The following is a 22,738-nucleotide window of genomic DNA, read 5'->3' as shown; positions in this document are numbered from 1 at the left end:
AGGAATTCCCGCGGGCCCCCAGCGAAGCTAGCAGCGGGATGGTGGAGTGGCGATCACTCAAAAGGATGGGATTGACCGGTGGTATCACCGTCGGACAAAAACTCCGATCCCATTGGGCACCGGCCGTTCCGCGCCCCCCGAGGGGTGATTGCGCACCACGGAGTGCCGGTCGTGCGAGCCCTTGGTGACCAGGGTCGAGGAGCCGCCGCCGTCGAGGTTGAACGCGTCGTCCGCCCCCAGCCGGTCCAGGGTCCGCGCCAGCTCGGCCAGGGTCAGGCCCGGCCGCCAGGCCGCGCCGCCGTCCAGCGCCAGCAGGTACAGCCGGTGCCCGTCGTCCGCCAGGCCCGCCGCCGTGCGCACCGCCGGCGTCGTCGCGTCCAGGCCCCGCAGCGGCCGGCCGTCGCGCAGGACGGGGAAGCCGCCGATGGCGAAGCGCAGCGCCCCCGCGCGGCGCGCTCTGAGGTGCTGCTCCACCGACACCCGGTCGCCGACCTCCAGCCGGCGCAGGTCGCGCGCCCCGTCCTCGCGCCCCACCAGCACCACCGAGCCCCGGGGGACCGGGCCGCTCCCGGGCCGCCGCGCCGTCCGGGACACCCTGCCGCCCCGCACCGTCACCTCGTACGTCTCGCGGGCGCAGCGCGCGCCCCGGTCGCGGTCCGTGCCGCAGGTCGAGCGCAGCCGCGAGGCCCGCCCCCAGGCCGGGGTGAACGCGCCGATGCCGTCGACGGGAATGGCGTACTGGTTGAAGCCGCTGAGCGGCAGATCGTCGTCGGGGGTCTCCACCGACCCGTCCAGCTCCAGCTCGTCCAGCCGGCCGACCCCGTCGGTGCCCACCGCCAGGACGTCCTCGGTGCCCGCGCCGCGCGGCAGTGCCGGGCCGAAGCGCTGCCCGTCCGGCACGGCGGCCTTCAGCGCCCGTCCGCTCGCGATCGCCGGGCCCACCGGCGCGCCCGTGGCGTCCACGCCCGGGTGCTGCGCCTCGGCGATGTTGAAGAAGTCGCCGTTGACCCCGCCCACCGCCCCCTTGCGGTCGGCCAGTTGGGAGATCCTGGCCCGGGCCGCCACCGCGCCCGGGTACAGCAGATCCACCGAGACCCGCCGGTTGCGCAGGTCGACCGTGAGCAGGTGCCCGTACGCCGTCCCGTGCGCGCCGCGCACCTTGAAGCCCCGGTAGGTCACACCGGGCGCCACCGAGGAGGCTTTCTCCAGCACCAAGGGGGCGGCGGGCTCGCCGGCCCCCGCGTGCGCGGTGCCTCCGCCGACCCATGACAACCATGTCACCAGCACCGTCAGCACCGCGCGCACGCGGCGTCCGCGTCCAGCCACCGTCACCCCGCAGGTCTCGTCAACCCGGTCACGTAGCAAGGGACTTATCCATGCCCCGTAGAACGGCGGGAAAAGCACCGGCATACACTCCGGCAACTCTCCGCCCGCCTCTGTCGAACAGCCCTGCGGGCCTCGATACTCACCAGCGACAGTGTGTGCAGCCTGCGCCTATTCGCCCGTCCGCCCGCAGAGAGGCAGTCAAATGTCGCGTACGCGCCGAGCCGTGGTCCTGTCCCTGGGAGGGGTGCTCGCCGCATCTCTCACCCGTCCGGCGTACGCCGCCGTCCCCGTCGCACGGCGCGCGGAGTGTTCCCGGGCGCCGCTCACGCACGCCCACGCCCACAACGACTACGCCCACCCCTACCCGCTCGCCGACGCCCTCGCCCACGGTTTCAACAGCGTCGAGGCGGACATCTGGCTCGTCGGCGACCGGCTCCTCGTCGCGCACGACGCCTCCGGCCTCGACCCCTCGCGCACCCTCGAAGCCCTCTACCTGGAGCCGCTCCTGCACCGCGTCAGAGCCAACGGCGGACGCGTCTACCGCGGCCACGACCTGACGTTGCAACTGCTGATCGACATCAAGACGGAGGGAGCGAGCACCTACCGGGCGCTGGAGAGGCACTTGCGCCCCTACCGCTGCATCCTCAGCTCGGCCTCCGGCGCGGTCGTCCGCCGCGCGGCGGTCACCGCCGTGGTCTCCGGCGACCGCGGCGCGCGCGAGCCGATGCAGCGCGAGTGGACGCGGTACGCCTTCTACGACGGCCGCTTGGCCGACCTCGGCGGCCCGCCCGCCTCCTTCATCCCCCTGGTCAGCGACGACTGGACGAAGAACTTCAGCTGGCAGGGCGTGGGCCCGATGCCCGCTCACGAGCGGGCCGCCCTGCGGCGCGTCGTGGCCGCCGCGCACGCCGAGCACCGAAAGGTGCGTTTCTGGGCCACGCCGGACACGCCCGGACCGGCCCGCGACGCGCTGTGGCGGGAACTGCTCGCCGCCGGCGTCGACTACCTCAACACCGACGACCTGGCGGGCCTGGAGGCGTTCCTGCGCGCAGCTGGGTGAGCACCCGGTGCATCGCCGGCGCAGGCACCGACGGCAGCAGCAGCGCCACGGCCTGGACGAGCTTGCCGAGCACGAACGTGGTGTCGGGCGTGGCGCGCACCAGGTCCCGTACCGTCTCGGCGTCCCCGCGCCACACGGATTCGAGCAGCACTGCGACATCCGGTGCGGCCTCCTCGTCCGTCTCCACCCAGCCCGGTTCGTCGGGCACCCGCCGGACGATGTGCCGCAGCACCCGGTCGCCGACGTCGGGCCGGTACGCCTTGTGCACGGCCTCGTTGGCGACCCAGGCGAGCGCGCGCACGAGCTCCCGCGCCTCCTCGGCCGACGGCCGGCTCGGCAGGGCGTCGTCGAACGCCGCCTGGTTGCCGTGCCGGTACGCCAGCAGCAGGCGTGCCGCCCTCGCCTTCGCATCGGTGACCCGTAGCTGGGTGATCTCGGCAGTCACCCGTCGAATCGTACTGTTAACGGATATTTGTCCCGGTAGCGCCACGCGGCGCCGGGGCGGGCAAACGGCGGAATGTCGACGTCCGGAGCGAAGCCTGTACCGGTACGGTCACATCCCGCTGCCGCCCCGGCCGCCCCGGGGAACGCTGGCTGCATGGCCACTCCACCCCCACCGGGACCGCCGTACGGACCGCCGTACGGGCAACCTCCGTACGGACCGCCCCCGGGCCCGCCGCCCGGTGGCTTCGGCCCCGCGCCCGGGGGCTTCGGGCCCGCCGGGCCGCCGGGGCCGGGCGGCGGCCGGCGCGTCGCCCTGGTCGTCGTCGCGCTCGTGGCGGTGGCGGGGCTCGCCGCGGGGGCGGTGAAGGTCCTGTCCGACCGGACGGGGAGCGCGCCGGACCACCGCCCGTCCGGCGCGTCCGCCTCCTCCGGGGCACCGAGCGGACTGCCGAGCGGACTGCCGTCCGGATTCCCGAGCGAGCTGCCCAGCAGCTTGCCGTCCACCTGGCCGAGCGGGCTGCCGAGCGGGTTCCCGTCCGCGTTCCCCTCGGGCCTGGCCACGTCCCTGCCGAGCTCCCTGCCGACCGACGTCCTCGGGCTCTAGGGCCTGCCCGGCGGACCGTGCGGTGTCCCGTCTGCGGGTGCGTCGTGGCTTGTCGCGCAGTTCCCCGCGCCCCTACGGGGCGCCCCGTAGGGGCGCGGGGCTGTGCCGATCTGCGGCTGCCGCCGCGTGGGCGCGATCGGCCACCGACGGCCCGCAGTCGACGCGCTACCCCGAGCCCGGGCGAAGCACGGCACCGCACACCGACAACGCCCCGCGCCCCTACCGGGCGCCGTGGTACCGCGTGTGTCAGCCGGCCGCCGCCAGGCGGGCGGCGACGCGGCCGGGCGGGTCGGCGGCGGCCAAGTGCGCCAAGTCCTGCGCGAACGCCGTCGGCACGGGCACGGGCGGCGCCGTCTCGTGGCCCGGCGCCAGCGCCGCCGCCAGGAGCAGCCGGGCCCGCTCGGCGGCCACGGCGGCCAGGAACTCCAGCGCCTCCAGGTCCACATCCGCCGAGTCCTCGGCACCGGTGACGCTCAGCAGCACCGGGCGGCCCGCGGTCCCGACCGGCGGGGGCGGAGCCGGCAGCGGGGGCAGTGCGGCGCGCCCCGCGAACGCCTCGCGCGCCGGTACACCCGCCGGCGGCTCCGGAGCGGTGGCCGGTGCGTCGTCGCGTGGTGCGGGCGCGCTGCGTGCCCGCAACCCCTCCAGCACCGCCGGCTCGGCGCGCCCGCGCATCAGCAGCAGCACGAACGGGTCCTCGTCGAGCAACCGCGCCACCTGGTGGCACAGGGCAGCCGTGTGGGCGCAGTGGTCCCAGGCGCCGCAGGCGCACTCGGCCTCCAGGTCCCCGATGCCGGGCAGCAGTTCACAGCCGCTCGCCGCCGCGTCCTCGGCCAGCCCTTGCGGCAGGTCGTGGTCCAGCAGGGCGGCGGTGTACCCGGCCCGGCCGGCCACCAGTTCCAGCAGCCGCTCCCAGTCGCCCTCCGGCAGCGTGCGCACGAGCACGTCCGCGCGCTGCGGCGTGCCGTCGCGGTCGCGCACCAGTGCGGTGACGCGGCCCGGCCGTACGGATATCGCGCCGACCGCCCCCGCCCGGGCGTACCGGCGGCCGGCCTTGACCTGCCCGCCGTCCAGCGCGGTGTCCTCCAGCGCCTGCAGCCAGGCCCGCCCCCACCAGCTGCGGGCGAACGATCCGCCGGACACGGGCGGCGGCGCCGCGAAAACGCGCTCCTCTTTTGTCGTTGCGTCCGTCATCGTCCCGTCCCCCTCAGTGCCACGAGTTCCGCCAGCTGGGCGTCCGTCAGTTCGGTCAGCGCCGCCTCACCGGAGCCGAGGATCGCGTCCGCCAGTGCCTGCTTGCGCGAGAGCAGCTCCGCGATGCGGTCCTCCACGGTGCCCTCGGAGACGAACCGGTGGACCTGCACCGGCTGCGTCTGGCCGATGCGATACGCACGGTCGGTGGCCTGCGCCTCGACGGCCGGGTTCCACCAGCGGTCGAAGTGCACGACGTGTCCGGCACGGGTCAGGTTCAGCCCCGTGCCCGCCGCCTTCAGCGACAGCAGGAACACCGGCACCTCGCCCTCCTGGAAGCGGCGGACCATCTCCTCGCGCCGCGCCACCGGCGTGCCGCCGTGCAGCAGCGCGCACGGCACGCCGCGTGCGGCGAGGTGGTGCTCCAGCAGCCGCGCCATGCGCACGTACTGGGTGAACACCAGCACGCTCGCCCCTTCGGCGAGGGCCGTGTCCAGCAGCTCGTCGAGGAGCTCCACCTTGCCGGAGCGGCCCGTGAGGATCGACGTGCGGCGCCTCTTGGCGGGCTCCTCCTTCAGGAACTGCGCCGGGTGGTTGCAGATCTGCTTGAGGTTGGTGAGCAGCTTGACGATCAGCCCCCGGCGCTCGATGCCGTCCGCCTCGGCCACCTCGGCGAGCAGCTCCCGCACCACCGCCTCGTACAGGCCGGCCTGTTCCTCGGTGAGGGCGACGACGTGGTCGGTCTCGGTCTTGGGCGGCAGCTCCGGCGCGATGCCCGGATCGCTCTTGCGCCGGCGCAGCAGGAAGGGGCGCACCAGGGCCGCGAGGTGCTCGGCGGCCTGCTGGTCGCCGCCCTCGGCGGCGCGTGCGTGGCGCCGGCGGAAGCGGTCCAGGGGGCCGAGGATGCCCGGGGTCGTCCAGTCGAGGATCGCCCAGAGTTCGGAGAGGTTGTTCTCCACCGGAGTGCCGGTCAGTGCGACGCGCGCGGCGCCGCCGATGCCGCGCAGCGCCCTGGCGGTCGCCGAGCGGGGGTTCTTCACGTGCTGGGCCTCGTCGGCGACGACCAGGCCCCAGCCGGTCCCGGCCAGCCGCCGGGCGTCCAGCCGCATCGTGCCGTACGTGGTGAGCACGAACTCGTCCTCGGCCAGGCCGTCCAGGTCACGGGCGGGGCCGTGGAAGCGGCGCACCGGCGTGCCGGGGGCGAAACGTTCGATCTCCCGCTGCCAGTTGCCCATGAGCGAGGCCGGGCAGACCACCAGGGTCGGGCCGGCGCCGCCGGGCACAGTCTGGCGGTGCAGGTGCAGGGAGATGAGCGTGACGGTCTTGCCCAGGCCCATGTCGTCGGCCAGGCAGGCGCCGAGGCCGAGCGAGGTCATCCGGTCCAGCCAGGCCAGGCCGCGCAGCTGGTAGTCGCGCAGGGTGGCGGCGAGCGCGGCGGGCGGCGCGAACGGCTCGGTCGCGGCCTGCGGGTCGGCGATGCGCTCGCGCAGCGCCGCCAGCCAGCCGGTGGCCTCCACGTCGACCGGCTGCTCGCCCTCGGCGGTCTCCGCGCGGCCCACGAGGGCCGTGCCCAGCGCCTCGACCGGCGTCACCTTGCGGTCGCGCCGGGCCCGGGCGCGGCGTACGGCCTCCGGGTCGAGGAGCACCCACTGGTCGCGCAGGCGCACCACGGGACGGCTCGCCTCGGCCAGCCGGTCGAGCTCCTGCCGGCTCACCTCCCGGCCGCCGACGGCGAACCGCCAGCTGAAGGTCAGCAGCGCCTCGGCGGACAGCATCGGGGGCAGCCCCGAGGACCGGTCGAAGGCCGGCCCGGCCTCGCCGTCCGGCGGCCCGACGACGGCCCGCGCGGTCAGGCCGCGGACCACTTCCCTGGGCCAGTGGACCTCGACGCCGGCCCGGTCCAGGGCGGCAGCGGCGGCGCCGAGCAGTTCGGTGACCTCCTCGTCGGCGAGGTCGAGGGGGCCGGGTACGGCGTCCGCGAGCAGGGGCTGCAGCACGGGCCAGGCGTGGGCGGCGCGGCGCAGGGCGAGCAGGGCCGTCGGCCGCGCGCCCGCGCCCAGGGCGGCACCGGCGGCGCTCGCGCCCGTCCAGAGGTCCGCGGCGTCGGCGACGAGCGCCGGGTCGGCGATGCCGTGCACCTGGGGCACGACCCGGAAGCGCGGCGCCGCCTCCTGCGCCTCGTCGCTCCCGGTACCGGCCGCCGTCAGACCGAGGACCTCGACGCGCAGGGAGAGCCGTACCGGCGTTTGCGGCACGGACCCGGACCGCCTGGCGCGAAGGCGCTGCGGTGCGGTCGCGGTGAAGGCGCGGTGGCCGGCGGCCACCGGGGCGGCGGGGGAGCGCGGCAGGCCGTCGGCGACGGCGTCGAGGAAGGAGCGCAGCAACCGCCCCGGTTCGGGCAGCAGGAGGTCGGCGCCGGTGTGCGCAAGCGGTACGGCGTGGGCGGTGGGCGGCATGGCGGCGGCCAGGTCCGCGATGCGGCGCGCGTCCTCGGCGTCGAACGGGCCCGCCTGCCAGGTGTCGTACCCGGCCTCGCTCAGGCCCGGCAGCAGCCGGCCGCGCGCGGCGAGCTGCAGGGCGAGCACGGCGGCCGCGCCCCAGAAGGCGGCGGCCTCGTCGCCGCCGGCGGTGCGGGCGCGGGTCAGCACGGGCAGGGCCTCGCGCACCGGCAGCACGGTGGCGCGTACGGTCGTGGTGGTGACGTCCGTCCCGGCAAGGACGGCGACGGTCAGCTCTTCGGTCGTGTCTTCGGTGTCTGTCGTGTCCTCGGATGTGGCGTCGCCGAGGGGCGGTTCACCGTCCGGCAGCCAGAAGGCGATGCGTCCGGTGCGGGCGGGATCGCCGGGCAGGAAGGCCGCCCGGCAGCGGCTGAGCAGGGAGAGGTGGGCGGGAGTCACGACGGAGGGCGGAGTCACAGGTTGGACTGCTCCTCAAATTTGACTAGCGGATGCTCGGAGCGCCCGAGGGTACAGGAGAAGCGCCGCACATGCGCGCGATTGTCGGGTGAAGCGCGTCACATGACGTGGGCTCAGGGGCGTGGAGCGGGCGCGGCGAAGGCCGGGGCCAGCGCGGCCTTCATCAGCAGCCGGGATGGCCCCGAGCCGTTGGCCGGTACGGTCCACAGGTCCGAGCCGAAGTCGCCGGGCAGGGAGTACACCAGGGTGCGCGCGTCCTGCCAGACGGCCTGATCGTCGACGGTGCGCCGCTCGGCGGTCGCGGTCTCCCGCATCGTGTGCAGGTCCAGCACGTACAGCCGCCAGGGCGCGTCGGCCGGGGCGCCCTCGACGCGCTTCTTGTAGGCGATGCGCGTGCCGTCGGGGGACAGCGACGGGCACTCGACGTTCTCGTGCAGGGCGCGCAGCGTGCGGGTGGTGCGGTCGCCGTCGACCAGGTACGTCCTGCCGCCCGTGGCGACGGTGGCGTAGAAGTGCCGGGCGTCGGCGAACGTCACCCCCCACACGTTGATGTCGGCCGCCCGATGCTGCCGGCCGTCCAGGACGAACCGGTACGTCTCCAGGTCGCCGTCCAGCTCGCCCGTGCGCGTGTCGAGGACGGACGTGCGGGTCGAGAAGGCGGTGCCGGCGTAGGAGTCGCCGCTGACGAACACCGTCCATGCGGCGGCGCTGCCGTCGGGGGAGACGCGGGCCCGGGTCGGGATGCCGGCGAGAGCGTAGTGGCGCAGCTCGCGCAGGTGCGCGTCGAGGAGGACGGCGCGGTAGTCGTCCCGCAGGCCGTTGCGCACGGACTGCAGGCAGATCCCGGTACCGGCCGCCGCGTGGAAGCGCAGACAGCGGACGCCGGAGGCGGTGCGCGCCCCCGTGGGGTCGGCCGTGGGGACCGAGGCGATCTCGTCGCGGTGCGGGCCCCAGGCCATGTTGCGAAAGACGCTGCGACCCGGTGCGTCCAAGGTGACCTCGCCCGGGTGCACGGCGGGCCCGCCCGCGCGGGGCCGGTCCTTCTCGGCCGCCCGGCCGGCGGCGTGGAGCGTGACCCCGACCGCCACCCCGGCCAGGACGAGCACGGTGGCCAGCAGGATCAGGATCCGGTGCGTACGGGTCAACGGGCGCTCTCCGGCGTGGTGGGGGCAGTGTTGGTCGGGGCAGTGCCGGCGGGGGAAGGGCGCAGCAGCCGTGCGCTCAGGGCGGTGGCCGCGCACAGCCCGGCGGCGCCCGCGGCCAGCGCCGTGCGCTCGCCCCAGGCCGTCCAGGCCGCGCCGAAGGCGATCGAGCACGCGAAGCGGGCGAGCGCCTGACCGGTCTGCACGACGGCGAGGCCGCTGCCCCGCGCCTGCCGCGGCACGGCGTCGGCGGTGGCGGCCGCCAGCACCCCGTCGGTGGCGGCGTAGAAGCCGCCGTGCAGGGCCAGGACGCAGCAGACCGTCACGGGGGAGGCGCCCGGTGGGGCGAGCAGGAGCACGGCGTACGCGGTGAGCAGGGCGAGGTGGCCGCACAGGAACAGGCGGCGCCGTCCCCAGCGGTCGGCGATGGCACCCAGGGGAACGGCCAGCAGCAGGAACACCGTCGCGGTGCCCAGCGGCAGCAGCGGGAACCACGCCTCCGACAGGTGCAGCCGGCGCTGCAGGGTGAGGTAGAGGAAGGAATCGCTCACGGTGGTCAGGCCCAGGAGCACCGCGCAGCAGGTGAGCCGGCGCACGGCCGGCAGGCGCAGCAGCTCCCGGGCCCCGGTGCGGGCCGTCGCCCCGGGCGGGTCCCCCGGCCCGCCGGTGTGGGCGGGAACGAACAGCAGCAGGACGACCACGCCGAGCACGGCGATGCACGCGCTCGCGGTGAAGACGGCGTCGAACCCGTCCGCCGCCGCGCGCAGGATCACGAAGGCCAGCAGCGGTCCGAGCAGCGCGCCGGCCGTGTCCATCGCGCGGTGCACGCCGAAGGCGCGGCCACGGGCCGCGGGTTCGCAGGACAGCGAGATCAGGGCGTCGCGCGGCGCGGTGCGCAGCCCCTTGCCCGCGCGGTCCGCGGCCAGGACGGCGCCGATCAGCGGCATGCCGTGCACGAGGAGCAGCAGCGGTTTGCACAATGCCGACAGTCCGTAGCCGGCGGCGGCCACGGTTTTGTGGCCGCCGGCACGACCGTCGGACATCCGGCCGCCGAGGAGGCGCACGAGGGCGCCCGCACCGTTGTAGACGCCGTCGAGCACGCCGAAGCCGAGCGGGGTCAGGCCGAGTCCGGTGACCAGGTACAGCGGCAGGACGGCGCCGACCATCTCGGAGGAGACGTCGGTGATCAGGCTGACGGTGCCCAGGGCGAGGACCGTCGCGGGAACGGCGGCCCGCCGCCGGCCCGGGGCGGATTCCCGGCCGGCGGTGGGCGGGGTGGTGCGGCTGTCCGCGAGGTACACGCTCAGCCGTTCCAGATCCCGGTGATGTCCTTGCCGCCGGCGGCGTTGCCGGCGTGCGGCAGGCCGTACATGCTCTCCAGCGTCCGCAGCACGTCGTAGTGGTTGTAGGTGGTGCCGGAGGTGGCGCCGGCCTTGACGGGCTCGCCGTACAGGACGGTGGGGATGCGGTTGCCGCTGAGGCGGTTGTCCTCGTCGAAGGTGATCAGCAGCAGGCTGTTGTGCGTCTTCGCCCAGTCGGCATAGCCCTTGAGGTTGTTCTTCAGCCACGTGTCGCCGGTGCCGACGGAGCAGTCGTGCATGTCGCTGCACAGGTTCGGCACGACGAAGGAGACCGCGGGCAGGGCGGAGTAGTCGCGGGGGAAGGCCGAGAAGGTGTGCGCGCTGCTGGTGGGCACGTTGGAGAAGCCGAACCAGGGGTTGTGCTTCTGCCGGTACTTGCCGCTGCTGCACGTCGTGGAGCCCTCGGCGGGCAGCGATTCGTTGTAGCTCGCCCACGTTCTGCCCGCGTCGAGGAGCTCGGAGGCGAGGTTCGGCGCGTCGCTGAAGCCGGGGTCCACACAGCTGTCGTCGGTGACGCCCTGGGTGTCGCCGGAGAACATCGCGTAGTAGTTGGGCTGGCTGGGGTGCGTCTCGGCGTAGGAGGCGGTCAGGTTCGCGCCGTCCTTGGCCAGCGCGTTGATGTACGGGGCGCTGGAACTGCCGATGACCTGGTCGTAGGCGCGGTTCTCGAACACGACGACCACGACGTGGTCGGGCGTGGGCACGGCGGTCGCGGCGGCGGAGTCGGGGGCCCACAGCAGCGGGGAGGCCGCCGCCAGGCCGAGGGCCGCGGCGAGGGCGACGACGTGGCGCCGGCGAAGGCGGGAAGGCCGGGGAAGTCGGGGACGGCGGGGGCCGGCTATGGCGTGCACGGGCACCTCCGGGCAGGGGGGAAGGTGGGGAGTTCGCTGGATGTGGGGGCAGCGTAGGAGCGCGTGCTGGCATGGGCACGACTTCAAGGTGACGGGTGCGCGAACGGCCGCGGAGCGGGGCGCGACGCCCGGGACCTGCGGTGCCGCAGTGGGGGGTCAGGCGGTCGGCAGGCCCATGAGCGAACGGGCCACGGCCTGCGGTGACTGGTCGCGCTCGCGCGCGAGGGCGATGACGGCCCGGCAGGCGAGCTCGTTCACTCCGAAGCTCAGGGCCTCCGGCGAGACCCAGCGGGCCGCCTCCAGGCTCCTGTCGTGGTCGTTCTCGGCGCAGGCGGCGACGTAGACCGCCGCCGCCTCGAAGAGGTTGTGCCGCCTGGCGGCCGGCGGGCGGGGCGCGGGTGGCTGCCGCACCACCTCGATGCGTTTGCGGAGTTTGTCGAACACGCGGATCACCTGCCCCCGTGAGCGGCCATACCTGCGGTCGTTCAAGTGTGCCCGCCGGTCGTGGAGTTGAACCCCGTGTGCACATTCCGGGCGCCTCGCGTGCACATTCGGTGGGGCCGGTGTGACCAAGCCCCTGGCATGTACCGACGAGCGGGGGCGGGTTGCCGTGGGCGCGCGCGTGGGCAAGGCTGGCACGGCAGTCACGGGGACATCCACGGGGACATCGCGCAACGGGGAGGCGGCGTATGACGAGCGGCAAGGAACTCGACGGGGTGCTGGACGAGTTGACCGAACGCGTCCGGGAGATACGCCACGCCCTGGTGCTCTCCAGCGACGGGCTGGTCACCGGGGCGAGTGCGAGCCTGGGCAGGGAGGACGCCGAGCGCCTGGCGGCGGTCGCGTCCGGGCTGCACAGCCTGGCCCGGGGCACCGGACGGCAGTTCCGGGCGGGCGAGGTGCGGCAGACGATGGTCGAGTTCGACCAGGGGGTCCTGTTCGTCACGGCCGCCGGGGCCGACGGGTGCCTGTGCGTGCTCGGGGCCGGCGAAGCCGACATCGGACTGATCGCGTACGAGATGGCGCTGCTCGCCAACCGCATCGCAGAGGGCCGGCCGGCGAGCCGCTGACCTGCGGGAACGTCGACCGCACGGAAGTTGTCCACAGGCTTGCCCGGGAGGCGCCCGTCCGCGCTACCGTCGTCACTGTCGGTGATGGATCGGTGACGGGGAGGCGTCGGCGTCATGACGGTGCAGCAGGAACAGGCAGGCCGCGAGGTACAGCGGTCCGAGGTGCGGCAGGCCCAAGGGCGGGCGGAGGTGTCCTTCGCGCGGGCCGCGCGGGAATTGGGGCTCGGCTCGCGGGAGTTCGAGCTGGCCGTGCAGCTGGGGGAGGTGCGGACCGCCGGGTCGGGGCCGGGGGACGGGCAGCGCGTGAGCCGCGCGGAGATCGAGCGGCACAGATCCGCCACGGGCTTCCCCGAGGCCCTGCGCAGCCGGCTGTGGACCGTGGGCACGGCCGAGGGCGCCGAGTTGCTGGCCATCGGAGCGTCCCGCTTCACCCGTCTCGCCCGCGCCGGATGCTTCACGCCCGTGAAGTTCTACGTCAACCGCTACCGCGTCGTGGTCTGGCACTACCTCGCCGGCGAGCTGGTCGACTTCGCGGAGGCGAGCCCGGATCTGCTGTCGGGCCGGATCCCCGCACCGCTGCGCGAGGCGCTGGAGGAGCAGTCCGATCGGCGGCCGCGCGGCTGGCGCGCCCGCCGCGTCGCCCAGCTGACGGCCGCGGCCGCCGGGCCCTGGGAGCGGGCGGCCGCCGTCGCGGCGGTGCTGGACGCCGCAGACGTGGCGAGCGCCACGGCGGACGCGCGGGAAAGGGCGTGCCTGGAGGCCCTGCGGCCGGTCCTCGCCCGGGCCCGGCCCGGGGCGCGGGCCGCCGCCGAGGTCACCGCACGCCTGGTCCTGGCCACCGACCCCGACGAGCGGGACCACTACCGCCACCGTCTGGCCGCCGCGCTGGCCGAGGCCCGCGCCGGCGGGCCACCGCCCGCGCCGCCGCAGGCCGGCGACGCGGCGGACCGGGGAGCGGACGGGCGTGCGCAGCGGGCCGTGCCGGCGCCGCCGGTCGTGCCCGGGGCAGGGGAGCCGGCCGGTGCGCCGGCCCGGCGCAGGGGGCTGTGGTCATGGCTGCGCGGCCGGGCGTGAGCGCCGTGGCGGTGCTCCTCGGGCAGCACCGCCACGGGCACCGGATGCCGTCGTCAGAGCTGGCCGACGTCCGTCACACGGATGACGGCCCGGCCCTCCTCGTCCGAGGCCACGAGATCCACCTCGGCCGAAATGCCCCAGTCGTGGTCGCCGTTGGGGTCGGCGAAGGTCTGCCGGACGCGCCACAGCCCGTCCTGCGGCCGCTCCTCGATCCGCAGCAGCTTCGGGCCACGCGCGTCCGGGCCGGTGCCCAGCTCCTCGTACTCGTCCCAGTAGGCGTCCATGGCCGCCGCCCAGCGCTCCTCGTCCCAGCCGGAGTCGGCGTCCATCGCGCCGAGCTCCTCCACCTTGTCCAAGGCGGCCAGCTCGACCCGGCGGAACATCGCGTTGCGCACCAGCACCCGGAAGGCCCGCGCGTTGGTGGTGACCGGCTGCACCTGGTCGGCGCGCTCGCGCGCCTCCTCGGCGGACTCCTCCGACGGGTTCGCCAGCTGCTCCCACTCGTCCAGCAGGCTGGAGTCGACCTGGCGCACCATCTCGCCCAGCCAGGCGATCAGGTCCTGCAGGTCGTCGGACTTCAGGTCGTCGGGAACGGTGTGCTCCAGCGCCTTGTACGCACTCGCCAGGTACCGCAGCACGATGCCCTCGGTGCGCGCGAGGTCGTAGTGGGAGACGAACTCCGTGAACGTCATCGCCCGCTCGTACATGTCGCGCACCACGGACTTCGGCGACAGCGGGTGATCGCCCACCCACGGGTGGCTCTTGCGGTAGAGCCCGTAGGCGTGGGAGAGCAGCTCCTCCAGCGGCTTGGGATGGGTGACGTCCATCAGCCGCTCCATGCGCTCCTCGTACTCGACGCCCTCCGCCTTCATCTCCGCCACGGCCTCGCCGCGCGCCTTGTTCTGCTGCGCCACCAGGATCTGGCGCGGGTCGTCCAGCGTCGACTCCACCACCGAGACCATGTCCAGCGCGTACGAGGGGGACTCGGGGTCCAGCAGCTCGAAGGAGGCCAGCGCGAAGGTCGACAGCGGCTGGTTGAGGGCGAAGTCCGACTGCAGGTCCACCGTCAGGCGCACGATGCGGCCCTCGGCGTCGGGCTCCTCCAGGCGCTCGACCACCCCGCCGTCCAGCAGCGAGCGGTAGATCGCGATCGCCCGGCGGATGTGCCGCAGCTGGTTCCGGCGCGGCTCGTGGTTGTCCTCCAGCAGCCGCCGCATCGCCTCGAAGGCGTTGCCGGGCCGGGCGATGACCGCCAGCAGCATGGCGTGGGTGACCTTGAAGCGGGAGGTGAGCTGCTCCGGCTCGGAGGCGATGAGCTTCTCGAAGGTGTTCTCCGTCCAGTTGACGAAGCCCTCGGGCGCCTTCTTGCGCACCACCTTGCGGCGCTTCTTGGGGTCGTCGCCCGCCTTCGCCAGCGCCTTCTCGTTCTCGACGACGTGGTCGGGCGCCTGCGCGACGACGAAGCCCGCCGTGTCGAAGCCCGCCCGGCCGGCGCGGCCCGCGATCTGGTGGAACTCCCGCGCCCGCAGGGTGCGCACCCGCTGGCCGTCGTACTTGGTCAGCGCGGTGAACAAAACCGTGCGGATTGGGACGTTCACGCCCACGCCGAGGGTGTCCGTGCCGCAGATCACCTTCAGCAGGCCCGCCTGCGCCAGTCGCTCCACCAGGCGCCGGTACTTCGGCAGCATGCCGGCGTGGTGCACGCCGATGCCGTGGCGCACGAAGCGCGAGAGGTTGCGGCCGAACTTGGTCGTGAAGCGGAAGTTGCCGATGAGCTCGGCGATCTTGTCCTTCTCCTCGCGCGAGCACATGTTGATGCTCATCAGCGCCTGCGCCCGCTCCACCGCGGCGGCCTGGGTGAAGTGCACGATGTACACCGGGGCCTGCTGGGTCTGCAGCAGCTCGGTGAGCGTCTCGGTCAGCGGCGTCGCGCGGTACTCGTACGACAGCGGCACCGGGCGGGTCGCAGAGCGGACCACTGCCGTCGGCCGGCCCGTGCGCCGGGTGAGGTCCTCCTCGAAGCGCGTGACGTCGCCCAGCGTCGCCGACATCAGCACGAACTGCGCCTGCGGCAGTTCCAGCAGCGGGATCTGCCAGGCCCAGCCGCGGTCCGGCTCGGCGTAGAAGTGGAACTCGTCCATGACGACCTGGCCGATGTCGGCGTCCTTGCCGTCGCGCAGCGCGATCGAGGCGAGCACCTCGGCGGTGCAGCAGATGACCGGGGCGTCGGCGTTGACCGAGGCGTCGCCGGTGAGCATGCCGACGTTCTCGGTGCCGAAGATCTTGCACAGGTCGAAGAACTTCTCCGACACCAGCGCCTTGATGGGGGCCGTGTAGAAGGTCACCTGGTCGTTGGCCAGCGCGGTGAAGTGCGCCCCGGCCGCCACCAGGCTCTTGCCCGAGCCCGTCGGTGTGGACAGGATCACATTCGCCCCGGAGACCACCTCGATCAGCGCCTCCTCCTGGGCGGGGTACAGCGAGATGCCCCGCTCCTCGGCCCAGGTCGAGAACGCTTCGAAGAGGGCGTCGGGGTCGGCATGGCTCGGCATCTGATCGATAAGGGTCACGCCACCATAGTGCCTGGCCCGGGCCCCGATCAGGCAACCGGCCGGTCCGGCGATGATCATCCGGACGTTACCCTGAGTCGCCGACAGCGCGTCAGAAAGGCCCCGCGCGGGCCGGCGAAGGGGTGGAACGACCATGATGGGACCGGCGCACTCGCTCTCCGGAGCGGCAGCCTGGCTGGGCGTGGGGGCCGCAGCGGCCGCGACCGGGCATCCGATGCCCTGGCCGGTGCTCGTCGTCGGGACGCTCATCTGCGCCGGCGCCGCCCTGGCCCCGGACCTGGACCACAAGTCGGCGACGATATCGCGGTCCTTCGGCCCGATATCCCGGATCCTGTGCGAGATCATCGACAAGCTCTCGTACGCCGTCTACAAGGCGACCCGGACCAAGGCGGACCCCCGCCGCAGCGGCGGCCACCGCACCTTGACCCACACCGCGCTGTGGGCCCTGCTCATCGGGGCCGGGGCCTCCGTGCTGGCGGTGACCGGGGGCCGCTGGGCCGTCCTCGGCATCCTCTTCGTCCACCTGGTGCTCGCCGTCGAGGGGCTGCTGTGGCGGGCGGCCCGCACCTCCAGCGACGTCCTGGTCTGGCTGCTGGGCGCGACCGGCGCCTGGATCCTGGCCGGGGAACTGGACCGGCCGGGCAACGGCGCCGGCTGGCTGCTGACCGGGGACGGCCAGCAGTACCTGTGGCTGGGCCTGCCCATCGTCCTGGGCGCCCTGGTGCACGACATCGGGGACGCCCTGACGGTCTCCGGCTGCCCGATCCTGTGGCCGCTGCCGATCGCCCGCAAGCGCTGGTACCCCCTCGGCCCGCCGAAGTCCCTGCGCTTCCGCGCCGGCAGCCGCGTCGAGACCAAGATCCTCATGCCGGCCTTCCTGCTGCTCGGCGGCGCCGGTGGCCTGGCGGCCCTGAACCTGGTCTGACCACGCATCTTTGCCATGCGCCACCAGGGCGCCCTGTCAGGGGCGCGGGACGGTGTCGATCTGCGGCTGCCGCCGCGTGGGCGCGATCGGCCGGCGACGGCCCGCAGCTGACATGCCCCCGGGAGCCGACTGCGGGCCGTCGTGGCTTGTCGCGCAGTTCCCCGCGCCCCTACGGGCCGCCGTTGTGGCGCGTGACGAAGATCCGCCGCACAGGCACCTAGCGGTGCCAGGAGCGCCACAGTGCCGCGTACGCGCCGCCCGCGGCGACCAGTTCGTCGTGCGAGCCCAGTTCGCTGATCCGGCCGTTCTCCGCGACGGCGATCACGTCGGCGTCGTGCGCGGTGTGCAGCCGGTGCGCGATCGCCACCACGGTCCGGCCCTTAAGCACCTTGCCCAGCGAACGCTCCAGGTGCCGGGCCGCGCGCGGGTCGAGCAGCGAGGTGGCCTCGTCGAGCACCAGCGTGTGCGGGTCGGCCAGGACCAGCCGGGCCAGTGCGACCTGCTGGGCCTGCGCCGGGGTCAGGGCGAGCCCGCCCGATCCGACCTCCGTCTCCAGGCCCTTCTCCAGGGACCGGGCCCAGCCGTCGGCGTCCACCGCCGCCAGCGCCGCCCACAGCTCGTCGTCGCCGGCGCCGGTCCGGGCCAGCAGCAGGTTGTCGCGCAGCGAGCCCACGAAGACGTGGTGTTCCTGGTTGACCAGCGCCACATGCCGGCGCACCCGCTCGGTGGGCATGCGCGACAGCTCCGCCCCGCCCAGCGTCACGCTGCCCTCCCTGGGGGCGTAGATGCCCGCCAGCAGCCGGCCGAGCGTCGACTTGCCCGCACCCGAGGGGCCCACCAGGGCCACCCGGGTGCCCGGCCGCACGGCGAGGGAGACCTCGTGCAGCACGTCCGCGCCCGCCGTGTAGCCGAAGCGGACCCGGTCGGCGGCGACGTCGCGGCCGTCGGGACGCACCTTCTCGTCACCGGCGCCCGGCTCGATCTCCTGCACCCCCACCAGCCGGGCGAGCGCCACCTGGGCCACCTGCAGCTCGTCGTACCAGCGCAGGATCAGCCCCAGCGGCTCGACGAGCATCTGCGCCAGCAGCGCCCCCGTCGTCAGCTCGCCCACCGACAGCCAGCCGTGCAGCACGCAGAACCCGCCGATGAGCAGCACGGCGCCCATCAGCAGGAAATGCGTGGCGTTGACCACCGGGAAGAGCACCGAGCGCAGCCAGAGCGTGTAGCGCTCCCACCCGGTCCATTGCGCGATGCGCCGGTCGGACAGGGCCACGCGCCGTTCGCCCAGGCGGTGCGCCTCGATGGTGCGGCCGGCGTCGACCGTCTCGGCCAGCGCCGCCGCGACGGCGGCATAGCCCGCGGCCTCCGAGCGGTAGGCGGCGGGGGCCCGCCGGAAGTACCAGCGGCAGCCGGCGATCAGCAGCGGCAGGACCACCAGCAGCGACAGCGCGAGCGGCGGCGCCGTGACCGTCATCGCCCCGAGCAGCAGGGCGGCCCAGACGAAGCCGATCGCCAGCTGCGGCACGGCCTCGCGCATGGCCTCGGCCAGCCGGTCGATGTCGGTGGTGATCCGCGACAGCAGGTCACCGGTGCCCGCCCGCTCCAGGACGCCCGGCGGCAGCGCGACCGAGCGCACCAGGAAGTCCTCGCGCAGGTCGGCCAGCATCCGCTCGCCGAGCACTGCGCCGCGCAGCCGCACCATGCGGGTGAAGAGCGTCTGGACGGCGAGGGCGAAGCCGAACAGGGCGATGGTCCGCCCCAGGTGGAGATCCCGCGCGCCCGCGGACAGGTCGTCGACCAGCCCGCCCAGCAGGTACGGGCCCGCCATGGAGGCGACGACGGCGATCGCGTTGGCGCTCACCAGCACCACGAAGGCCCGGCGGTGCCGGCTGAGCAGGCCCCGCACGTACGCCCGTACCGTGGCCGGCCCGGCGACCGGCAGGATCGTCGCCGACTCCGGTGCGGCCGGGTCGTGCTCCGGCGGTGCTGTGCCGATCATGCCGATTCCCCTATCTGTTCGCGTTCGCCGGCCGGATCACGGTCGGTCCCGTCGTCCTCGTCGTCCGTCCGGCGGGTGACGACGTCGCGGTACGCCGGGTGGGTGTCCACCAGCTCCGTGTGCGTACCGACGGCGGCCACGCCGTCCTCGTGGACGAAGACGACCCGATCCGCCCGGTCGAGCACCAGCGGGCTGGAGGTGAACACCACCGTCGTCCGCCCCTGGCGCAGCGCCCGGACGCCGTCGGCGACGCGTGCCTCGGTGTGGGCGTCCACGGCCGAGGTCGGCTCGTCGAGCACCAGCACCTCGGGGTCGGTCACCAGCGAGCGGGCCAGGGCGAGCCGCTGTCGCTGGCCGCCCGACAGCGAGCGCCCCCGCTCGGTGATGCGGGCCGCCATGGCATCGCCGCGGGCGCCGGCCGGGAGGGCCGACGAGCGCACGAGCGAGGCCAGGACGTCGTCGCACTGGGCGGCGGTCAGGGCTTCCTCGGCGGTCACCGCGCCCGAGGAGGGCACGTCCAGCAGCTCGGCGAGCGTGCCCGACAGCAGCACCGGGTCCTTGTCCTGGACGAGCACCGCCGCCCGGGCCGCCGGCAGCGGCACCTCGTCCAGGGCCACGCCGCCCAGCAGCACGGAGGGGTGTTCCCCGGTGCCGGCGCCGGTGCCGAAGGCGTGTCCGCCCAGCCGGGCGGCCAGGCGGCCGCCGGCGTCCGGGTCGCCGCACACCACCGCGGTGAGCCGCCCGGCGGGGGCGAGGAGACCGGTGACGGGGTCGTACAGGTCGCCTGCGAGTGCGGCGTCCCCCAGCGGGGCGGTCGGCTGCCCCTCCTTGGCGGCCGCCGGGCGCTCCAGGCCCAGCACCTTGACGGCACGCCGGGCCGAGGGCAGCGCGAAGGAGTACGCCTGGGCGATCTCCTCGAACTGCCGCAGGGGGAAGAGCAGGAAGGTGACGATGCCGTAGACCGTGACCAGTTCGCCGACGCCGATCGTGTTCTGCTGCACCAGGTGCACCCCGTACCAGACGACTGCGATCAGCAGCAGTCCCGGCAGCACCACCTGGACGGCGGCGATCAGCGCCCACATCCGGGCGCTGTGCACGGCGGCCGACCGCACTTCCTGCGAGGCGCGGCGGTAGCGCTCCAGGAACAGCTCCTCGCCGCCGATGCCCCGCAGCACCCGCAGTCCCGCCACGGTGTCCGAGGCCAGCTCGGTGGCGTAACCGGCCTTGTCGCGCTGGGCGTCCGCCCGCGCGGTCGCGGGTGGCAGCAACGGCAGCACGGCCAGCACCAGCAGGGGCACGCCCAGGGCGATCAGGCCGCCCAGGACCGGCTGGTAGATCACCAGTCCCGCGCACAGCACCACGGTGGTGAAGGCGGCCGCGGTGAAGCGGGAGAACGCCTCGACGAACCAGCCGATCTTCTCGACGTCGCCCGTCGAGACAGCCACCACCTCGCCGGCCGCCACGCGTTGGGTCAAGGCCGCACCCAACTCGGCCGCCTTGCGCGCCAGGAGCTGCTGCACCCGGGCCGCGGCCAGGATCCAGTTGGTGACGGCCACCCGGTGCAGCATGGTGTCCCCGAGCGTGGTGAGGGCGCCGAGCAGCAGCATCAGGCCCCCGGAGGCGGCCAGGCGGCCGCCCGAGCGGTCCACGACCGCCTGCACGGCCAGGCCCACGGCCACCGGGAAGAGGGCGACGGAGGCCATGTGCACCGTGCCCCAGAGCACCGCCTTGAGCTGGCCGCCGAGTTGACCGCGCCCCAGCCATACCAGGAGGCGCAGCCCCGACCGGACGTCCGGTCGGCCGGGATCGGTGTACGGAAGATCGCGAATCTGCATGGGATTCCGAGTTCGCAGGGGACGGGTGGAGTCGTGCCAGGCTGGCCCGCCCGCGCGCCCTTTTTCAACTGGTTTTCCACGCCTGCGGATCGGGGGTGGCGACGGCCGTGCGATTCGGGCCAAAGGAGGCCGGGCGGCACTCGGGCCGGTGGAGTACTGGTGCGCCCCGCGGCAAAGCGCTTCACTCCTGCCCCATGAGACGACTGCTCCAGGTGCTGTGCGCCGTCACCGCCGCCCTGCTGCTGAGCACCGGCCAGGCCACCGCGGCCCCCGCCGAGTTCGGCACCGACTGGCACGACCCGGTCACCGCCGGCCCGCCGGTGGCCACGCCCGGCACGACCTCCTGCACGGTCACCGTGGCGGAGACCGAATTCCGCGACTACACGCCCTACAAGAGCACGTACGCGCCCCCCGAGCGCTGCGGCGACCGCTGGAACAAGGTCGTCCTGCGCCTGCAGGGATCGGTGGCCGGCCGGCAGTACGACCGCCTGGGCTACCTGCGCATAGGCGGTGTCGAGGTGCTGCGCACCTCGACACCCGAGCCCTCGCCCGAGGGCATCTCCTGGAACGTGGAGAAGGACGTCACGCGCTACGCCCCCGTCCTGCGCTCCCGCCAACCGGTGGAGATGCTCATCGGCAACCTCGTCAACGACACCTACACCGGCGTCATCAAGGTCAAGGCCACGTTGGCCTTCTACCGGGCCGAGGGCCGGGTGCCGCCGGCCGCCACCCCGGACAAGGTCCTCACGCTCGACGGGGCCCGGGAGGGCGGCCCGGTGTACGAGGGGACGCTCACCACGCCGCGCAACAGCGAGCGCATCGTCGCCGAGGTCTACGCCACCGGATCCGGCGGCGGTTGCGAGGAGTTCTGGTACCTCACCGTCCCCGACGCCGCGCCGTACTCGTGCAAGGCCAAGGACGGCCCCCACCGGGAGGTGCGGGTCTCGGTGGACGGCAGGCTCGCCGGCATCGCCGCGCCCTTCCCGGCCGTGTGGACCGGCGGATGGTCCAACCCGTTCCTGTGGTACGTGATCCCGGGCCCGCAGGCCTTCGACATCCGTCCCCTGGAGTACGACCTCACGCCCTTCGCCGGGTTGCTGAACGACGGGCGGCCGCACACGGTCACCGTCTCGGTCGCCGGGGTGCCGCAGGGGCAGAGCGGCTGGAGCACGCCCACCAACGTCCTCGTCTGGCAGGACGCCGCCTCGGAGCATGTCACCGGCGCCCTGACCCGCCACGAGGAGGGCAAGCCGACCGGCGGCACGACCTACGAGCCGGGCGCGGAGCACAAGCTGACCTCCCAGGGCGGCCACAAGCTCACCGTGGCCGGCTACCTCGACACCTCGCACGGCCGCATCACCACGACCGTCGGCCGCGAGGTCACTGCACACTCGGTGCACCGCTGGACGGAAGGGGAGACCACCGACGGCCTCACGGCGCGCTGGAACGACGACACGAACGTGACGACGGCCGGCCGGGGACCGGCGGTCACCACCCGCACCCACCGCACCTACACGCTGGACGGCACGACGTCGGTGGGCGCCGGCGACCGGCTGCGTACGGTCATGGCGATGGGCGACGCGGCGGAAACGGCCACCCTGCGCGGCGGCCAGACGCTCGCCTGGTCGCGTCTGGACGACCGGTACACCGGAGATGCCGCCTACACCCAGAACGTGCCGCGCGATCAGCGCCACGCCACCGGCGTCTCGCGCGAGCGCTACCGCCTGTACGGGCCCGGCAGTTGCTACGACCGCACGCTGGCCACGGCCCAGGGCGAGCTGACGGAGGACCGGCGGGCCTGCTGAACCGCCACGGGCGGGCCGTCAGGCGGGCAGGTGCCCGCGGCCGGAGAGCAGTTCGGCCAGCAGCCCGCCCAGCACTTCCCGCTGCGGCTCGCTGAGCGGGGCCAGGACGTCCTCCACGGCCGCGCGACGGGCGTCGCGCAGGGCCCGCAGGGTCGTGCGGCCCCGGTCGGTGAGCTCTATGCGGATCACCCGCCGGTTGCTCGGGTCGGGCACGCGCCGCAGCTCCCCGCCGGCCTCCAGGGCGTCGACCAGGGTGGTCACCGCCCGCGGCACGACCTCCAGGCGCTCCGCCAGATCCGTCATGCGCGGGGGCGCCTCGTAGTGCGCCACGGTGCGCAGCAGTCGCGACTGGGCGGGCGTGATGCCGACCGGGTCCAGATAACGCTTCTGGGCCCGGTGGAGCCTGCGGGTCAGCCTCAGCAGCTGCTCGGCGAGCTGGCCGGACGTGTCGGGGGCCGTCATGATCACAATGGTATCAGGACCCCATGCATTGTGAGTATAGGTAATAGTGAGCTATGCTCTCTTACAGCGTCGGTGTTTCCGGCGCCGTCACCGGCGTCGGCGCGCTT

At 74.2% G+C, this 22,738-nt stretch carries 17 protein-coding genes and 1 pseudogene; 6 read left to right on the top strand and 12 right to left on the bottom strand.

Annotated elements, in window-relative coordinates:
- Positions 1-84: 84 nt before the first annotated feature.
- Positions 85-1,305, bottom strand: a complete 1,221-nt coding sequence (locus AC27L3_RS02880) for a phosphodiester glycosidase family protein (protein WP_487232794.1) — start codon at positions 1,303-1,305, stop codon at positions 85-87.
- A 223-nt stretch (positions 1,306-1,528) separates the two neighbouring features.
- Between AC27L3_RS02880 and AC27L3_RS02875 the strand changes: the two genes are divergently transcribed.
- Positions 1,529-2,386 (top strand): phosphatidylinositol-specific phospholipase C/glycerophosphodiester phosphodiesterase family protein, encoded by an 858-nt coding sequence (locus tag AC27L3_RS02875; RefSeq protein ID WP_487232391.1) that lies wholly within the window; start codon positions 1,529-1,531, stop codon positions 2,384-2,386.
- Here AC27L3_RS02875 and AC27L3_RS02870 read toward each other — a convergent pair.
- On the bottom strand, positions 2,334-2,831 hold the full coding sequence (locus AC27L3_RS02870) for a hypothetical protein (protein ID WP_487232390.1): 498 nt from the start codon (positions 2,829-2,831) through the stop codon (positions 2,334-2,336). The genes AC27L3_RS02875 and AC27L3_RS02870 overlap by 53 nt on opposite strands.
- 153 nt (positions 2,832-2,984) lie before the next feature.
- On the opposite strand from AC27L3_RS02870, the gene AC27L3_RS02865 reads away from it, so the two are divergent.
- The gene (locus AC27L3_RS02865) at positions 2,985-3,434 is read left to right on the top strand and encodes a hypothetical protein (protein WP_487232389.1); all 450 of its coding nucleotides are present in this window, start codon (positions 2,985-2,987) and stop codon (positions 3,432-3,434) included.
- Positions 3,435-3,689: 255 nt separating this feature from the next.
- On the opposite strand, the pseudogene AC27L3_RS02860 reads toward AC27L3_RS02865, so the two are convergent.
- The 6 genes and pseudogenes from AC27L3_RS02860 to AC27L3_RS02835 form a co-directional block, all read right to left on the bottom strand.
- Positions 3,690-4,628: pseudogene (locus AC27L3_RS02860) on the bottom strand (SWIM zinc finger family protein); the annotation flags it as partial.
- Positions 4,625-7,540: a DEAD/DEAH box helicase gene (locus AC27L3_RS02855; RefSeq protein WP_487232388.1), complete on the bottom strand. Its 2,916-nt coding sequence runs from the start codon at positions 7,538-7,540 to the stop codon at positions 4,625-4,627. The pseudogene AC27L3_RS02860 and the gene AC27L3_RS02855, both read right to left, overlap by 4 nt.
- A 113-nt stretch (positions 7,541-7,653) precedes the next feature.
- Positions 7,654-8,685 carry a TolB-like translocation protein gene (locus tag AC27L3_RS02850; RefSeq protein WP_487232387.1) on the bottom strand — a complete coding sequence of 344 codons (1,032 nt, stop codon included), beginning with the start codon at positions 8,683-8,685 and terminating at the stop codon, positions 7,654-7,656.
- The gene (locus AC27L3_RS02845; protein WP_487232386.1) at positions 8,682-9,983 is read right to left on the bottom strand and encodes an MFS transporter; all 1,302 of its coding nucleotides are present in this window, start codon (positions 9,981-9,983) and stop codon (positions 8,682-8,684) included. Before AC27L3_RS02845 ends, AC27L3_RS02850 begins: the two co-directional genes overlap by 4 nt.
- A 2-nt stretch (positions 9,984-9,985) precedes the next feature.
- Positions 9,986-10,894: an alkaline phosphatase family protein gene (locus tag AC27L3_RS02840; protein WP_487232385.1), complete on the bottom strand. Its 909-nt coding sequence runs from the start codon at positions 10,892-10,894 to the stop codon at positions 9,986-9,988.
- Positions 10,895-11,050: 156 nt separating this feature from the next.
- Complete coding sequence (locus AC27L3_RS02835) at positions 11,051-11,338, bottom strand: hypothetical protein (protein ID WP_487232384.1); 288 nt, start codon at positions 11,336-11,338, stop codon at positions 11,051-11,053.
- Positions 11,339-11,583: 245 nt separating this feature from the next.
- On the opposite strand from AC27L3_RS02835, the gene AC27L3_RS02830 reads away from it, so the two are divergent.
- Together AC27L3_RS02830 and AC27L3_RS02825 are read left to right on the top strand one after the other, a co-directional pair.
- A complete protein-coding gene (locus AC27L3_RS02830; RefSeq protein WP_487232383.1) occupies positions 11,584-11,964 on the top strand; it encodes a roadblock/LC7 domain-containing protein in 381 nt (126 codons plus the stop codon).
- A gap of 114 nt (positions 11,965-12,078) precedes the next feature.
- On the top strand, positions 12,079-13,038 hold the full coding sequence (locus AC27L3_RS02825) for a DUF6397 family protein (RefSeq protein WP_487232382.1): 960 nt from the start codon (positions 12,079-12,081) through the stop codon (positions 13,036-13,038).
- Between the two features lie 53 nt (positions 13,039-13,091).
- On the opposite strand, the gene AC27L3_RS02820 is transcribed toward AC27L3_RS02825, so the two are convergent.
- Positions 13,092-15,605 carry a DEAD/DEAH box helicase gene (locus AC27L3_RS02820; RefSeq protein ID WP_487232381.1) on the bottom strand — a complete coding sequence of 838 codons (2,514 nt, stop codon included), beginning with the start codon at positions 15,603-15,605 and terminating at the stop codon, positions 13,092-13,094.
- Positions 15,606-15,738: 133 nt separating this feature from the next.
- On the opposite strand from AC27L3_RS02820, the gene AC27L3_RS02815 reads away from it, so the two are divergent.
- Entirely contained in the window at positions 15,739-16,530 is a 792-nt protein-coding gene (locus tag AC27L3_RS02815) for a metal-dependent hydrolase (RefSeq protein ID WP_487232380.1), read from the top strand.
- A gap of 217 nt (positions 16,531-16,747) precedes the next feature.
- Here AC27L3_RS02815 and AC27L3_RS02810 read toward each other — a convergent pair whose 3' ends face one another.
- Both AC27L3_RS02810 and AC27L3_RS02805 read right to left on the bottom strand, forming a co-directional pair.
- Positions 16,748-18,529, bottom strand: a complete 1,782-nt coding sequence (locus AC27L3_RS02810; protein WP_487232379.1) for an ABC transporter ATP-binding protein — start codon at positions 18,527-18,529, stop codon at positions 16,748-16,750.
- The gene (locus AC27L3_RS02805) at positions 18,526-20,364 is read right to left on the bottom strand and encodes an ABC transporter transmembrane domain-containing protein (RefSeq protein ID WP_487232378.1); all 1,839 of its coding nucleotides are present in this window, start codon (positions 20,362-20,364) and stop codon (positions 18,526-18,528) included. Before AC27L3_RS02805 ends, AC27L3_RS02810 begins: the two co-directional genes overlap by 4 nt.
- Before the next feature lie 194 nt (positions 20,365-20,558).
- Between AC27L3_RS02805 and AC27L3_RS02800 the strand changes: the two genes are divergently transcribed.
- Positions 20,559-22,169 (top strand): peptide-N4-asparagine amidase, encoded by a 1,611-nt coding sequence (locus AC27L3_RS02800; protein ID WP_487232377.1) that lies wholly within the window; start codon positions 20,559-20,561, stop codon positions 22,167-22,169.
- Between the two features lie 18 nt (positions 22,170-22,187).
- Here AC27L3_RS02800 and AC27L3_RS02795 read toward each other — a convergent pair whose 3' ends face one another.
- Positions 22,188-22,631, bottom strand: a complete 444-nt coding sequence (locus AC27L3_RS02795; RefSeq protein WP_344436399.1) for a MarR family winged helix-turn-helix transcriptional regulator — start codon at positions 22,629-22,631, stop codon at positions 22,188-22,190.
- Between the last annotated feature and the right edge of the window lie 107 nt (positions 22,632-22,738).

The organism is Streptomyces sp. PKA51 (genome assembly GCF_057552455.1).
Note: the sequence above shows the minus strand (reverse complement) of the source record. Positions and strands in the feature narration are given on the sequence as shown.

Excerpts from the sequence above, each read along its gene's own strand:
- AC27L3_RS02865 (WP_487232389.1), top strand. The coding sequence starts at position 2,985 with ATGGCCACTCCACCCCCACCGGGACCGCCGTACGGACCGCCGTACGGG.
- AC27L3_RS02815 (WP_487232380.1), top strand. The coding sequence starts at position 15,739 with ATGATGGGACCGGCGCACTCGCTCTCCGGAGCGGCAGCCTGGCTGGGC.
- AC27L3_RS02830 (WP_487232383.1), top strand. The coding sequence starts at position 11,584 with ATGACGAGCGGCAAGGAACTCGACGGGGTGCTGGACGAGTTGACCGAA.
- AC27L3_RS02875 (WP_487232391.1), top strand. The coding sequence starts at position 1,529 with ATGTCGCGTACGCGCCGAGCCGTGGTCCTGTCCCTGGGAGGGGTGCTC.
- AC27L3_RS02805 (WP_487232378.1), bottom strand. The coding sequence starts at position 20,364 with ATGCAGATTCGCGATCTTCCGTACACCGATCCCGGCCGACCGGACGTC.
- AC27L3_RS02810 (WP_487232379.1), bottom strand. The coding sequence starts at position 18,529 with ATGATCGGCACAGCACCGCCGGAGCACGACCCGGCCGCACCGGAGTCG.
- AC27L3_RS02825 (WP_487232382.1), top strand. The coding sequence starts at position 12,079 with ATGACGGTGCAGCAGGAACAGGCAGGCCGCGAGGTACAGCGGTCCGAG.
- AC27L3_RS02795 (WP_344436399.1), bottom strand. The coding sequence starts at position 22,631 with ATGACGGCCCCCGACACGTCCGGCCAGCTCGCCGAGCAGCTGCTGAGG.
- AC27L3_RS02800 (WP_487232377.1), top strand. The coding sequence starts at position 20,559 with ATGAGACGACTGCTCCAGGTGCTGTGCGCCGTCACCGCCGCCCTGCTG.